Genomic DNA, 12,700 nt, shown 5'->3' on the forward strand with positions numbered 1-12,700 from the left:
AACAAACCGATAGGATACGCGTTATGCGCCGTTCCAAAATCGTCTGCACACTGGGCCCTGCTGTCGACTCCTACGACCAGCTGAGGGCCCTCATCGAGGCCGGTATGAACGTGGCCCGCTTCAACATGAGCCACGGTTCCCACGCCGAGCACGAGGAGCGGTACCACCGCGTCCGCAAGGCCGCCGCCGACACCGGGCGCGCCCTGGGCGTCCTCGCCGACCTCCAGGGTCCGAAGATCCGGCTGGAGACCTTCGCCGAGGGCCCGGTGGAGCTGGTGCGCGGTGACGAGTTCACCATCACCACCGAGGACGTGGCGGGAGACAAGTCCATCTGCGGCACCACCTACAAGGGGCTGCCGGGCGATGTCTCCAAGGGCGACCAGATCCTGATCAACGACGGCAATGTCGAGTTGCGCGTGGTCGAGGTCGAGGGCCCCCGGGTGAAGACGATCGTGGTCGAGGGCGGTGTCATCTCCGACCACAAGGGCATCAACCTCCCCGGCGCGGCGGTGAATGTCCCGGCCCTCTCCGAGAAGGACGTCGAGGACCTGCGCTTCGCCCTGCGGATGGGCTGCGACCTGGTGGCCCTCTCGTTCGTCCGCGACGCCGACGACGTCAAGGACGTCCACAAGGTGATGGACGAGGTGGGCATCCGGGTCCCCGTCATCGCCAAGGTGGAGAAGCCGCAGGCCGTCGCCAACATGGAGGACGTCGTCCTGGCGTTCGACGGGGTGATGGTGGCCCGCGGTGACCTGGCGGTCGAGTATCCGCTGGAGAAGGTCCCGATGGTGCAGAAGCGCCTGATCGAGCTGTGCCGCCGGAACGCGAAGCCGGTGATCGTGGCGACCCAGATGATGGAGTCGATGATCACCAACTCCCGTCCCACGCGCGCCGAGGCGTCTGATGTCGCCAACGCGATCCTGGACGGCGCGGACGCGGTCATGCTGTCGGCGGAGTCCTCGGTGGGCGCCTACCCGATCGAGACCGTGAAGACGATGTCCAAGATCGTCACCGCGGCCGAGGAGGAGCTGCTCTCCAAGGGCCTCCAGCCCCTGGTCCCCGGCAAGAAGCCGCGCACCCAGGGCGGTTCGGTCGCCCGTGCCGCCTGTGAGATCGCGGACTTCCTGAGCGGCAAGGCCCTGGTCGCCTTCACCAAGTCCGGCGACACGGCCCGCCGCCTCTCCCGCTACCGGGTCTGTCAGCCGATCCTCGCCTTCACCACCGAGGAGTCCACCCGCAACCAGCTCGCGCTGAGCTGGGGCGTCGAGTCCTTCGTCGTCCCGCACGTGGACAACACGGACGCCATGGTCGACCTGGTCGACGCCGAGCTGCTGAAGCTCCAGCGCCACAACGAGGGCGACACCATGATCATCACGGCCGGTTCCCCTCCGGGTGTGCCGGGCACCACGAACATGGTGCGGGTGCACCACCTGGGCCGCGCCTCGTAACACCCGGCCTTCCCCCGGCGCCTTTCCGGCGCCTTCCCAGCGACGGCGGTGGGCCGTGACCCGTACGGGGTCACGGCCCACCGCCGTTGTCGTGGTCGCTGCCGTACGGCGCCGGACGGAGCCCGGACCGTACGGCGGCGGGGCTCAGGCCCGGTTGTCGAGCGAGCCCGTGGTGAAGTTGCGCAGCCCGGGGATGGTGAGGGTGCCGCCGAACTGGCCCGCCTGGACCACGGTGGCGTCGTCGAACCAGACGAAGGGGACGTTCAGCGGCGGCGGGGTCCGGGGGCTGAAGGTGACCGGCCACAGACCGAAGATGGTGCCCGTCAGCTTCTCCGTGTACATGGTCACGGTGCCCTCCCGCAGATGGGAGACGGAGCGCTTCTTCGCCTGGGCGTGCAGGGTGGTGCCGCCGGGGCCGCGCGCCTTCTGGTGGAGGTCGCCGATCGCGATCCGGGTCGCGGTGAACTTGAGCGCCTTCTTGACCTTCCCGCCGCCGGTCCGCACCTCCACGATGCCGTGGTAGCGCAGGCCCTCCAGGGTGAGCCGGGAACTCTCCAGCACCCAGGGGTCGTCGGGGAGCAGCGGCAGCCCCTGTTCCTCGGTGGCGGCGGCCAGGGCGGCGGGGTCGGGGGTGGGGCAGGGGAAGGGCGGCTTGGCGCCTTCGGGGATGTCCTCGTCCTTGACCGGGTCGAGCCCCCCGGCCGTGTCGTCCAGTTCCTCGACGGGGGCGCCCGCCCGGGCCGCCGCGTCCTCGACGACCTTCCTGAGCCGGTCCCGGGCGGGGTCCGCGGCCGGGTCCCGGACGGGGTCGCCCGCCGGCCCCGGGTCCTTCGCCTCCCCGGCCGCCGCCCCCTCGCCCCGGGGCGTCCCGTCCCGGGCGGCGTTCCCCTCCGGGTCCCGGCCCTCGGGGTCCTCGGGGTCCTTGAGCTGCTGGGCCCGGGGCTCCCCCGGCGCTTCGGCGGCCCGGTCCTCCCGGGCCGGGGCGGACGGCGACCCGATGGCGGACGGGGCACCGGACCGCCGCGCCGGGCCCGCCGCCCCCGTGGCCTCCGCCGCCCCCGCGGCCGACGCGTGCACCGGGTCGCGGACGGGCCGGGCCGGGGAGGCGGCCGACGGCTCGGCCACGGGTGTCCGCTCCGGGCTCCCGTCCCCGTCCCCCTCGCCGTCCCGCGCCGGCGTCCGGGCGGGTGCGCGCTCCCGCTGGACGGGCGACGCCCGGAGGCCGAGGAGATCCCCGATCGCCTTGCCGAGCCCCAGCGGGTCCAGGAGGTTCGGCCGCTGCCCGGGGCGCTCCCCCGGCGGGGTCGGCGAGGGCTTCCCCGGCAGGGTGGGCCCGTGGACGTCCGGCTTCGGGGAGAGCGTCGAGGAGGGCTTCGGAGAAGGCTTCCGGGAGGGTTCCCCGGACGGCCGCGGGCCCGGTGCGGCCCCGGCGGACGGGGAGCGCGCGGGCTGCGGCCCGGTCCGGACGGCCCGGTCCGCCGGGCCGGTGCCGCCGTCCGGCGACCGCGAGGCCGAGGGCACGGGCTCCGGCGACCGCGCGGCGGACGGCGTGCCACCGGCGCCGGGGGGCGACGGTGTCCCCGAGGGGCCGGGCGACCCGGCGGGCTCCTCCGAGCGGGTCACACAGGGCCCGGGGGCGAAGGGGACGTCCTTGTCCTCGGCGAGGGCGAGTTTGGGCGCGAAGCCCATGCCCACCAGGACGGCGGTCGGCATCGCCGCCAGCGCCATCGCCTTGCCGGCGGGCCGCTGGAACTTGGCGAGCAGCGACTTCCTGGGGGCCGCGTGGCGGGGCCCCCGGGTGGTCCGGGGCCCGTCGTCACCGGTCAGCCCTGTGTCCGCGGTGTCATCGCCCACTGGTCCTCCCGCCCTCGGCCGCGCCGGGGGCCACCACGGCGTCCTCGGCGGACAGCGGCTCCCCCGGCACCCAGGAGAGCGACATGCCTCCGCCCACGAGCGCGAGCAGGAACCCGACGACGAATCCGCCCAGATTGGCGATGGGGAGGGAGATCAGGGCCAGCAGGATCGAGGCGACCCCGGCGAACACCCGCACGATGTGGTGGAACCACATCGTCAGTCCGAGCGTCACCAGCAGCACGCCGATGATGAGCGAACCCGCGCCCGCCGTGGTGGCCATGGAGATCGACAGATCTCCGAGGCTCAGGCTCGCGTAGGGGAAGTAGGCGATGGGGATGCCGCCGAGCAGAGTGAACAGGCCCGCCCAGAAAGGCCGTTGTCCCCGCCAGTCGTGGAACCGCCGCCGGAAGACGCGGAGGAAGTGTTCGTTCTGCCCCGTGGCCGTGGACTCGGCGCTCATGGAAAACAGCTCCCTGGAACTGGTATTGCTGTGTGGAGAGGTGAGCGGGTGGGCGGGGAGCAGCGGCTTCCCCGCCCACCCCGACGGTCACCGTCAGAAGCACTCGACATCGGGGCCGTCGCCCCGGTGCAGGCGCATCTTGAGTCCGGCGAGCGAGAAGCTGCCGGCCGTGGTCGCCCACGCCACCTGCTCGACATTGGTGAGCGTGGCCCGCCTGGCCTGCTGGGCGAACCCGTTCTCCAGAGCGCTTCCGTCCTTGACGTCCGGCCCCTTGCCGGACGGGCCGTCCGTGTCCTTGACGGCGACACCGATATCGATGTCGTCGAAGGTCGCGTTGCCGTCGAACTCGGCGATGTCCAGGTAGAGATTGCGCGCCTTGACCGGCTCCCGGCCCTCACCGGCCGTCATCCGCATCGTGACCTTGCCGACGAAGGGGACATCGGTCACGACGGACTGACACATGTCCCGGATCGTGGCGGTCTTGAAGGAGGAGATCGACACCGGGTGCCTGACCGTCTCGTCCCCTTCCGTCCCCTTGTAGGCGACATCGACACCGCCGTACTGGGAGAAGCCGTAGCCCTCCAGATAACCGGCCCTGACCTTGAACTGCTGACCCGACACCGTGAACGAGGCGGCGAGCGCCCCCTGTGCCAGACCGATGCCTATCGCGGCCGTCGCGGCCACGCTCGGCACCATGACGAGGGCGAACCTCTTCCATCTGGTTCCGCCACGAGCCACTGACTCCATGACTTTCCTCCTTCTCGGACGTATATCTCCGGTCCGGACTGTGAGCGTCCGTCCTGGGATGGGAGAAGTGCTACGTCCTCGGGAAGGAGAGCGCCCGCACTTTCAGGCGCGTACCGCGTCCGAAACACCGGCGATCACCCCCGAGCGACAACCACGGGTCGCGCCTGACGTGTCGCACACAACCCGAAGCGGACAGGCCCTGCCGTTCGACAGGAACCCCCCTGCCCGCGGTCGGCGGTACCGCCGCCGGCCGACCCGGTGGGGACCCAAGTCGCCACGGCACGGCTGGGAACCGGGCCGACGCAGTATTGGACCGAGCGTCGCCGATCGTGGTCCATTCCCGGCCGACGCACAAGAGGGATCGTTACTCACTGGTAACGGGCCGATAACCACACCACCGTCAACAGCCGCCCAGCAGCCACACAGGATGGAGCCGAGTCTGCCATCAGAAAGGGTGAATGCCATCGATAAACGGACAGAAATAAGGCATTGATTTACTGCGAGTAACACGGCATGACTTTACCAACATTTAGCAAAGATAGGCCAGGCTTCCCTGCGTCGACAGCGCGAAGGCGGTGGTGCGTCCTCCGCACCACCGCCGCATTTCACAACAATTCCGACGAAACGAGGGGCTCGTTCCGGCTGATCTCAGATTGGCTCAGAACAGCACCCTGGCAAGCGCCTGACGGGCCGCCGTCACCCGGGGGTCGTCGGTGCCGACCACCTCGAACAGCTCCAGCAGCCGGAGCCGTGCCGCGTCCCGGTCCTCGCCCGCCGTCCGGCCGACGGTCTCGACCAGCCGCCCGAAGGCGTCCTCCACATGACCGCCCACCAGGTCCAGATCGGCCGCCGCGAGCTGCGCGGCCACATCGCCCGGCTGCCGCGCGGCCTCGGTACGGACCTGCTGCGCGTCCAGGTCCTGGACCCGGCCCAGCAACTGCGCCTGGGCCAGGCCCAGCTTGGCCTCGGTGTTGCCGGGGTCGTCGGAGAGCACATTCCCGTACGCCTGGACCGCGCCGGCGAAGTCGCCCGCGTCCAGCGCCTGCACGGCCGCCTGGAGCGCCGCGTCGTGCGGACCCGCCGGAACGGGCGGGGCCTGCTGCTCGCCGTCGTCCCGCGGGTCCGCGTCGACCACGATGCCCGTGAGTCCGAAACGCTCCTCGGCGACCTGGACGAGCTGGTCCAGGGTCTGCCGGATCTGGGCCTCCGGGGCGGCTCCCTGGAAGAGGGGCAGCGCCTGCCCGGCGACCACCGCGAAGACCGCGGGGATTCCCTGGACGCCGAACTGCTGCATCAGCAGCTGGTTGGCGTCGACATCGATCTTGGCCAGCACGAAGCGGCCGTTGTACTCCTGCGCCAGCCGCTCCAGCAGCGGTCCGAGCTGCTTGCAGGGCTGGCACCACTCGGCCCAGAAGTCGATGACGACAGGGACCTCGGCGGAGCGCTGAAGCACATCCCGCTCGAAGCCCGCCTCATCGACATCGATCACCAGGCTGGAGGGGGAGACGGCACCGCCGCCGCCCTGGCGGGCGGCATCGGCACGGGCCTGCTCGGCCTTGGCCTTGGCCTCTGAGGCCGCCTTCACCGCGGCGAGGTCGACGACGCCGCTCATGGACATGTTCCTAGGCTGCATGAGTACATCCTCCCCCTTTCCCGCGCGCAGAGGAAAAGTGCCGCCGCCGGGGGCGGCCCGCTCCCCTCGGCGCGGGGTCCCCACCCCGCGCCCGTGGTCGTCGCTCGGCCACTCAGGGCTTTCGCTACGCCCCGTAGCGTAACTCCGCTCCCCCAGGGCACGGAAGCTCCACCGCGTGAACTGGCTCACAGCGCCGCGGCTACCCGCCGGTATGGTCGCCGTCATGCACAGCGACCCTCACCCCGGCGCGCCCAACGGCCGCACGGGGCGCCCGCGCAGCGCGGAGGCGGACCGCGCGATCCTGGACGCGACCCGGGCGGCCCTGGTCGAACGGGGCTGGTCCAAACTGACCATGGGCGATGTGGCCACCCGTGCGGGGGTGGCGAAGACCACGCTCTACCGGCGCTGGACGGGGAAGAGCGAACTGGTGGTCGACGCGGTCGCCGCCCTCTTCGACGAGCTGGCCCTGCCCGATCTGGGCAGCCTGCCCGCCGATGTGGAGGAGATGGTGCTCCGTCTGGCCGCGCTCCTGGAGCGGCCGGAGACGCGGACCTCGCTGATGGCGGTGGTCGCCGAGGCCACCCGGGACGAGGCCCTGCGCGGGCGCATCCGCTCGGCGATCGTGGACCGGCAGAAGTGTCTGGTCCTGGAGGGCCGCGCGCGGGCGCAGGCGCGCGGCGAACTCCCGTACGAGGAGGACACGGCGTCTGCCGCCCGCAATGCCGACCTGATCTTCGACGTGATCGCGGGCGCGGTCGTCCACCGCGCCCTGGTCAGCGCGGAACCGGTGGACCCGGCCTGGGCCCGCCGCTTCACCCGGCTGCTGCTGAGCGGCATCGGTTCCCTCTAGGCACCCCTCCCGCTCTCCAGACACCCCTCCCGCCGGCCCCTCCTCCCGCCGGGCACCTGTCCCTCTAGAAGCCCGGCGGCTCGATGTAGATGCCCCATTCGTCCCGCAGGGCGTCGCAGATCTCGCCGAGGGTGGCCTCCGCGCGGACCGCGTCCAGCATCGGGGCGACCATGTTGGAGCCGTCCCGGGCGGCGGCCAGCATCGCGTCCAGCGCGGAGCGCACCCGGGTGTCGTCGCGGGCGGCCCTGCGGGCGGCGAGGGTCCGCACCTGTTCGCGTTCGACCTCGTGGCTGACCCGCAGGATCTCCAGATCGCCGGTGACCGATCCCAGGTGGGCGTTGACCCCGACGACCTTCTTGTCGCCCTTCTCCAGCGCCTGCTGATAGCGGAAGGCCGCCTCGGCGATCTCCCCGGTGAACCAGCCGTCCTCGATCCCGCGCAGGATGCCCGAGGTGATCGGGCCGATGGGGTGGCGGCCGTCGGGGTGGACCAGCGCCCCGCGGTCCTTGATCCTCTCGAAGATCGCCTCGGCCTCGGCCTCGATCCGGTCCGTGAGCTGTTCCACGTACCAGGAGCCGCCGAGCGGGTCGGCGACATGGGCGACACCGGTCTCCTCCATCAGCACCTGCTGGGTACGGAGCGCGATCTCCGCCGCCTGCTCGCTGGGCAGCGCCAGCGTCTCGTCCAGGGCGTTGGTGTGCAGGGAGTTGGTGCCGCCGAGGACCGCCGCCAGGGCCTCGACCGCCGTGCGCACCACGTTGTTGTAGGGCTGCTGGGCGGTGAGCGAGACCCCGGCCGTCTGGGTGTGGAAGCGCAGCCACTGCGACTTCTCCTGCTTCGCCCCGTACACCTCGCGCATCCAGCGGGCCCAGATCCGCCGGGCCGCCCGGAATTTGGCGATCTCCTCGAAGAAGTCGACATGGGCGTCGAAGAAGAACGAGAGCCCCGGGGCGAACGCGTCGACGTCGAGCCCCCGGCTGAGGCCCAGCTCCACATAGCCGAAGCCGTCGGCGAGGGTGTACGCCAGCTCCTGCGCGGCCGTGGAACCGGCCTCGCGGATGTGGTACCCGGAGACCGAGAGCGGCTTGTACGCGGGGATGGAGCGGGCGCAGTGCTCCATGAGGTCGCCGATGAGCCGCAGATGCGGCTCGGGCGGGAAGAGCCACTCCTTCTGGGCGATGTACTCCTTGAAGATGTCCGTCTGAAGGGTCCCGTTGAGCACGGCGGGGTCGACGCCCTGGCGCTCGGCCGCCACGAGGTACATGCAGAAGACGGGGACGGCCGGGCCGCTGATGGTCATCGAGGTGGTGACATCGCCCAGGGGGATGTCCCGGAAGAGCACCTCCATGTCGGCGGCGGAGTCGATCGCGACCCCGCAGTGGCCGACCTCGCCGAGGGAGTGGGGATCGTCGGAGTCCCGGCCCATCAGGGTGGGCATGTCGAAGGCGACGGAGAGCCCGCCGCCGCCCGCGGCCAGGATCATCTTGTACCGCTCGTTGGTCTGCTCGGCGTTCCCGAAGCCCGCGAACTGGCGGATGGTCCAGGTGCGGCCCCGGTAGCCGGTGGCGTGGAGTCCCCGGGTGAACGGGTACGCGCCGGGCCAGCCGATGCGCTCGAACCCCTCGTACACATCGCCCGGCCGGGGCCCGTAGACCGGGTCGACCGGGTCGCCCGAGAGCGTGGTGAAGTCCGCTTCACGCTTGCGGGCCCGGTCGTAGCGGGCCTGCCAGCGGCGGCGGCCCTCCTCAATGGCGTCAGCGTCCATGCTTCAAATTTACTAGGACGTCCTAGTAAATGTCGATGAGAAAGCCGCCGCGGAACGGATCCGCGGCGGCCTGTCACTCGTGGGCGCCGGCGCCCTCAGACCTGCGCCGCGGCGGCGTCACTGTCCGTGATCAGAGCGGCAACCTCGCGGGAGATCTTCGGTTCGACGAAGAACGACGCCACGGGGATGCAGCCGGCCGCCAGCACCCACAGCAGCTTGCCGAAGGACCACTTCGCCTTGGAGCCGAGGTCGAAGGCGAAGATGACATAGAGGATGAAGAGCACACCGTGGATCTGGGAGATCACCATGGTGTCGCCGGTGTTGAAGCCGTACTTGGCGACGATGGCCGCGGTGAACACGAGCAGCCAGACGGCGGTGATGTACGCCATCACGCGGTAGCGGGTCAGCACGGTCTGTTTCATGGGCATGAGCGTAACCGGGAGTGAGAGGCGCACCGCCGCCGGGGTGGTGCGGAAACGGACGGAAAAGGCGGGGGACCGAGAGGCCGCGGACCGCCGCCCGGACGCGGAGCCGCCCCGTCCGGCGCGACGGGGGCTATCGCTCCTCGAAGTCGCGGGCGGCCACCCGCAGCGGGCGGAGCATGGCGAAGATCTCGGCGCACTCCTCCGCGTCATAGGCGCCCAGACCGAAGTCCATCGCCATCAGATCGCGGGTCGCCGACTCCACCACCTCCCGCCCCTTGGGGGTGATGCTCGCGAGGGTGCCGCGCCCGTCGTTGGGGTTGGGCCGCTTGTCCATCAGACCGGACCGGACCAGCCGGTCGACGGTGTTGGTGACGGAGGTGGGGTGCACCATCAGCCGCTCACCGATCTTGGACATCGGCAACTCGCCCGCCTGGGAGAAGGTGAGCAGCACCAGTGCCTCGTACCGCGCGAAGGTCAGCCCGTACGGCTTGACGACGGCGTCCACCTCGGCGAGCAGGATCTGGTGCGCGCGCATGATCGAGGTGATGGCGGCCATGGAGGGCACGGGGCCCCAGCGCCGCCGCCACAGCTCATCGGCGCGGGCGATCGGGTCGAAGGGCAGGCTGAGCGGCTTGGACACACGCCGACCCTACCGAGCGGACATCGGGCGGGCAGCCCCGTCTCGCCCATCGGTCGGGCGGCCGACGCCGCCGGGCGGGGCCGGCCGGTCCCCCGGCACCCCGCCCACCAGGGACCCGGCTCAGGCCTCGACGACGCCCTCGCGACGGGCACGGGCGGCGATCACCTCGTCGTCGGCGGCGCGCTTCAGCTTGCGCTCGGCGACGAAGCCGCCGAAGGGCAGCACCGAGAGAACGAAGTAGAGGGCGGCCGTCTTCAGGTCCCACTTGGTGCGGTTCCAGGCGTCCGCCCAGAAGAGCACGTAGATCACGAAGAGAATGCCGTGGATCATCCCGAGCGCCGGGACGGCGTTGAACTCCGTCGTGCGCTTCAGCACCGAGGCGATCAGCAGCAGGATGAAGGAGACGGCCTCCGGGGCGGAGATCAGCCGGAGGCGGTGGAGGGACGAGGCGGTCTTGATGTCCACGGTGGCACCTTCTGGTACGGCGGGGGGCGACGGGATGTCGATCTTTGTGAATACGCTCACAAACACCGTCCGCCATTGTGGCAGGCGTCTTTGCCAAGCCTTTGTCCGGGGTCGGCTCCGGCCCGCCCCCGGCCCGGCTCCTGGGTGACTCGTGTACGGGCCCTCCGGCGCGCGCCGGGGGCCGCGCGGTTGTCCACAGGCCCTGTCGTGCCGGTGGCGCGGCGGCTACCGTCGCTCCGTGGCAACGTTCCGGCTCCAGGGGAGCAAGGTGCTCGCGGTCGACCTGACCGGCGACGCCGTCAAGGCGAAGAACGGCTCGATGGTCGCGTACGACGGCCGGATGGCCTTCAAGAAGCTGTCCGGCGGGGGTGAGGGCGTCCGGGGGATGGTCACCCGCCGGATCACCGGGGAGCAGATGGAGGTGATGGAGGTCAAGGGACAGGGCACCTGCTGGTTCGCCGACCGCGCGACCGAGATCAACCTGGTCGGTCTTGACGGGGACAAGCTCTTCGTGGAATCGACCAATCTGCTGTGCGCCGAGGGCTCGCTGCGCACCGGCACCAGCTTCACCGGGCTGCGCGGCGGGGCGAGCGGCCAGGGGCTCTTCACCACGACGGTGGAGGGCAGCGGCCAGGTGGCGATCATGTCCGACGGCCCGGCGGTGCTGCTGCGGGTGACACCGCAGTACCCGCTGTCGGTGGACCCCGGCGCCTACATAGCCCACCAGGGGGATCTGCGGCAGAAGTTCCAGTCCGGGGTGACGTTCCGCTCGTTCGTCGGGGAGGGCGGCGGCGAGGCGTTCCAGATCCGCTTCGAGGGCGACGGGCTGGTCTATGTCCAGCCGAGTGAGCGGATCACCGTCGGGGGGGATGCCTGAGATGCCGTTCCGTGAGATCAACTCCCGTATGGTCGAGGCCACCGTGGCACCCGGCCAGAAGCTGTACAGCCAGCGCGGCGCGATGCTCGCGTACCGGGGCGAGGTCTCGTTCACGCCGAACAGCGTGGGCGGCCGGGGCGGGCTGATGTCGATGGTCGGCCGCAGGGTCGCGGGCGAGGCCACGCCGATGATGACGGTGGAGGGCAGCGGCACGGTGATGTTCGGCCACGGCGGCCACCATGTGCAGCTCATCGGGCTGACCGGCGACACCCTCTGTGTGGAGGCGGACCGGCTGCTGGCCTTCGACGGCACCCTGAGCCAGGGCACTCTCTTCCTGGGCTCCCAGGGCGGGGTCATGGGGCTGGTGCGCGGCCAGGTCAGCGGGCAGGGGCTGTTCACGACCACGCTGAGCGGCCATGGTTCGGCGGCGGTGATGGCGCACGGCGGCGTGATCGAGCTGCCGATCGTCCCCGGGCGTCCGGTCCATGTCGACCCGCAGGCGTACGTCGCCCACCACGGCGATGTACAGAACAAGCTGTCCACCGCGCTCGGCTGGCGGGACATGGTGGGACGCGGCTCGGGCGAGGCGTTCCAGTTGGAGCTGAGCGGCAGTGGCGCGGTGTATGTCCAGGCATCGGAGGAGAAGCTGTGAGCGGGCCCGTCGCATACGACCCCCTGACTCTGCCGAGTGACGACAACGTCAACCCGTACACCTTCTGTGTGGAGTTGAAGGGCGAGCAGTGGTTCCTCCAGAAGGGGAAGATGATCGCCTACTACGGGCGGATCGACTTCAACGGCATCGGGCACGGCCGTTTCGACGCGCTGCTGCGGACCTCCTTCCACTCCCCGCTGCACGCGGGTGACTGGGTGGTGGCGGAGGGCAGCGGGAAGATGCTGCTCGCGGACCGCGCGTTCGATGTGAACTCCTTCGACCTCGACGACGGGAACCTGACGATCAGATCGGGGAACCTGCTGGCGTACCAGCCCTCGCTGGCGCTGAAGCAGTCGATCGTGCCCGGCTTTCTGACCCTGCTCGGGACGGGGAAGTTCGTCGCCGTGTCGAACGGCCCGGTGGTCTTCCTCGAACCGCCGCTCCGGGTGGACCCGCAGGCGCTGGTGGGGTGGGCCGACTGCCCCTCGCCGTGCCACCACTACGACCACGGCTACAAGACCGGAGTGATCGGAGGGCTGCGGACGCTGACGGGGCTCGGCGGGGTCTCCGGCGAGGAGCACCAGTTCGAGTTCGTGGGCGCCGGGACGGTGCTGCTCCAGTCGACCGAGAAGGTGCTGGACGAGGTGGCCACGGGGGCGCCGCCCGAGGAGGCGGGCATCCCCGGCGCACGCCGGGGCTCACCGGGGAGCACGACGGGCTCCGGTCAACACGGCTCCACCCCGCGCCTGCCCGGCCAGCTCGGGGATCTCCAACGTCGCTTCGGCCTGTGAGCGGTAGTCTGCGGAGTGTGACGTCGAACGTCTGCGCCCCCAGTACGCTGCGGACATCGGACCACCGGGCGGCCCCGCTGTCATGGGTGCCCG

General features: G+C 70.9%; 13 protein-coding genes. 5 read left to right on the forward strand and 8 right to left on the reverse strand.

What is annotated here, in order from left to right; all coding sequences use genetic code 11:
• Positions 1-23 precede the first annotated feature (23 nt).
• Positions 24-1,448 carry a pyruvate kinase gene (gene pyk / locus CRV15_RS06920; protein WP_003952375.1) on the forward strand — a complete coding sequence of 475 codons (1,425 nt, stop codon included), beginning with the start codon at positions 24-26 and terminating at the stop codon, positions 1,446-1,448.
• A 144-nt stretch (positions 1,449-1,592) separates the two neighbouring features.
• Here pyk and CRV15_RS06925 read toward each other — a convergent pair whose 3' ends face one another.
• The 4 genes from CRV15_RS06925 to CRV15_RS06940 all read right to left on the reverse strand — a co-directional run bounded on the left by CRV15_RS06925 (position 1,593) and on the right by CRV15_RS06940 (position 6,142).
• Positions 1,593-3,302, reverse strand: a complete 1,710-nt coding sequence (locus CRV15_RS06925; RefSeq protein ID WP_003961884.1) for a hypothetical protein — start codon at positions 3,300-3,302, stop codon at positions 1,593-1,595.
• Positions 3,292-3,762, reverse strand: a complete 471-nt coding sequence (locus CRV15_RS06930; protein WP_009997580.1) for a DUF6114 domain-containing protein — start codon at positions 3,760-3,762, stop codon at positions 3,292-3,294. Before CRV15_RS06930 ends, CRV15_RS06925 begins: the two co-directional genes overlap by 11 nt.
• 93 nt (positions 3,763-3,855) lie before the next feature.
• Entirely contained in the window at positions 3,856-4,509 is a 654-nt protein-coding gene (locus CRV15_RS06935; RefSeq protein WP_003952377.1) for a DUF6230 family protein, read from the reverse strand.
• Positions 4,510-5,167: 658 nt separating this feature from the next.
• Positions 5,168-6,142 carry a tetratricopeptide repeat protein gene (locus CRV15_RS06940; protein WP_003961881.1) on the reverse strand — a complete coding sequence of 325 codons (975 nt, stop codon included), beginning with the start codon at positions 6,140-6,142 and terminating at the stop codon, positions 5,168-5,170.
• A 211-nt stretch (positions 6,143-6,353) separates the two neighbouring features.
• On the opposite strand from CRV15_RS06940, the gene CRV15_RS06945 reads away from it, so the two are divergent.
• Entirely contained in the window at positions 6,354-6,992 is a 639-nt protein-coding gene (locus CRV15_RS06945) for a TetR/AcrR family transcriptional regulator (protein WP_003952379.1), read from the forward strand.
• A 64-nt stretch (positions 6,993-7,056) separates the two neighbouring features.
• Here the strand turns inward: CRV15_RS06945 and icmA are convergent, their stop codons facing one another.
• From icmA to CRV15_RS06965, 4 genes are all read right to left on the reverse strand, one after another.
• A complete protein-coding gene (gene icmA / locus CRV15_RS06950) occupies positions 7,057-8,757 on the reverse strand; it encodes a coenzyme B12-dependent isobutyryl-CoA mutase large subunit (protein WP_003952381.1) in 1,701 nt (566 codons plus the stop codon).
• A gap of 95 nt (positions 8,758-8,852) precedes the next feature.
• Positions 8,853-9,179 carry a DUF3817 domain-containing protein gene (locus tag CRV15_RS06955; RefSeq protein WP_029183050.1) on the reverse strand — a complete coding sequence of 109 codons (327 nt, stop codon included), beginning with the start codon at positions 9,177-9,179 and terminating at the stop codon, positions 8,853-8,855.
• Positions 9,180-9,312: 133 nt separating this feature from the next.
• Complete coding sequence (locus CRV15_RS06960) at positions 9,313-9,822, reverse strand: MarR family winged helix-turn-helix transcriptional regulator (protein ID WP_003952383.1); 510 nt, start codon at positions 9,820-9,822, stop codon at positions 9,313-9,315.
• Positions 9,823-9,942: 120 nt separating this feature from the next.
• Complete coding sequence (locus CRV15_RS06965) at positions 9,943-10,287, reverse strand: DUF3817 domain-containing protein (RefSeq protein WP_003952384.1); 345 nt, start codon at positions 10,285-10,287, stop codon at positions 9,943-9,945.
• A gap of 238 nt (positions 10,288-10,525) precedes the next feature.
• Between CRV15_RS06965 and CRV15_RS06970 the strand changes: the two genes are divergently transcribed.
• Genes CRV15_RS06970 through CRV15_RS06980 form a run of 3 tightly spaced genes read left to right on the forward strand, consistent with a single transcriptional unit; the run spans position 10,526 to position 12,607 of the window.
• Positions 10,526-11,164 (forward strand): AIM24 family protein, encoded by a 639-nt coding sequence (locus tag CRV15_RS06970; RefSeq protein ID WP_044954729.1) that lies wholly within the window; start codon positions 10,526-10,528, stop codon positions 11,162-11,164.
• 1 nt (position 11,165) lies between these two features.
• Positions 11,166-11,816, forward strand: a complete 651-nt coding sequence (locus CRV15_RS06975) for an AIM24 family protein (protein ID WP_003961878.1) — start codon at positions 11,166-11,168, stop codon at positions 11,814-11,816.
• Complete coding sequence (locus CRV15_RS06980) at positions 11,813-12,607, forward strand: AIM24 family protein (protein ID WP_003952388.1); 795 nt, start codon at positions 11,813-11,815, stop codon at positions 12,605-12,607. The genes CRV15_RS06975 and CRV15_RS06980 overlap by 4 nt, the downstream gene beginning before the upstream one ends.
• Positions 12,608-12,700: the final 93 nt, after the last annotated feature.

The organism is Streptomyces clavuligerus, assembly GCF_005519465.1.
GTDB lineage: Bacteria > Actinomycetota > Actinomycetes > Streptomycetales > Streptomycetaceae > Streptomyces > Streptomyces clavuligerus.

Coding starts and splice junctions, on each gene's coding strand:
- CRV15_RS06940 (WP_003961881.1), bottom strand. CDS start 6,142: ATGCAGCCTAGGAACATGTCCATGAGCGGCGTCGTCGACCTCGCCGCG.
- icmA (WP_003952381.1), bottom strand. CDS start 8,757: ATGGACGCTGACGCCATTGAGGAGGGCCGCCGCCGCTGGCAGGCCCGC.
- CRV15_RS06955 (WP_029183050.1), bottom strand. CDS start 9,179: ATGAAACAGACCGTGCTGACCCGCTACCGCGTGATGGCGTACATCACC.
- CRV15_RS06935 (WP_003952377.1), bottom strand. CDS start 4,509: ATGGAGTCAGTGGCTCGTGGCGGAACCAGATGGAAGAGGTTCGCCCTC.
- pyk (WP_003952375.1), top strand. CDS start 24: ATGCGCCGTTCCAAAATCGTCTGCACACTGGGCCCTGCTGTCGACTCC.
- CRV15_RS06945 (WP_003952379.1), top strand. CDS start 6,354: ATGGTCGCCGTCATGCACAGCGACCCTCACCCCGGCGCGCCCAACGGC.
- CRV15_RS06930 (WP_009997580.1), bottom strand. CDS start 3,762: ATGAGCGCCGAGTCCACGGCCACGGGGCAGAACGAACACTTCCTCCGC.
- CRV15_RS06975 (WP_003961878.1), top strand. CDS start 11,166: ATGCCGTTCCGTGAGATCAACTCCCGTATGGTCGAGGCCACCGTGGCA.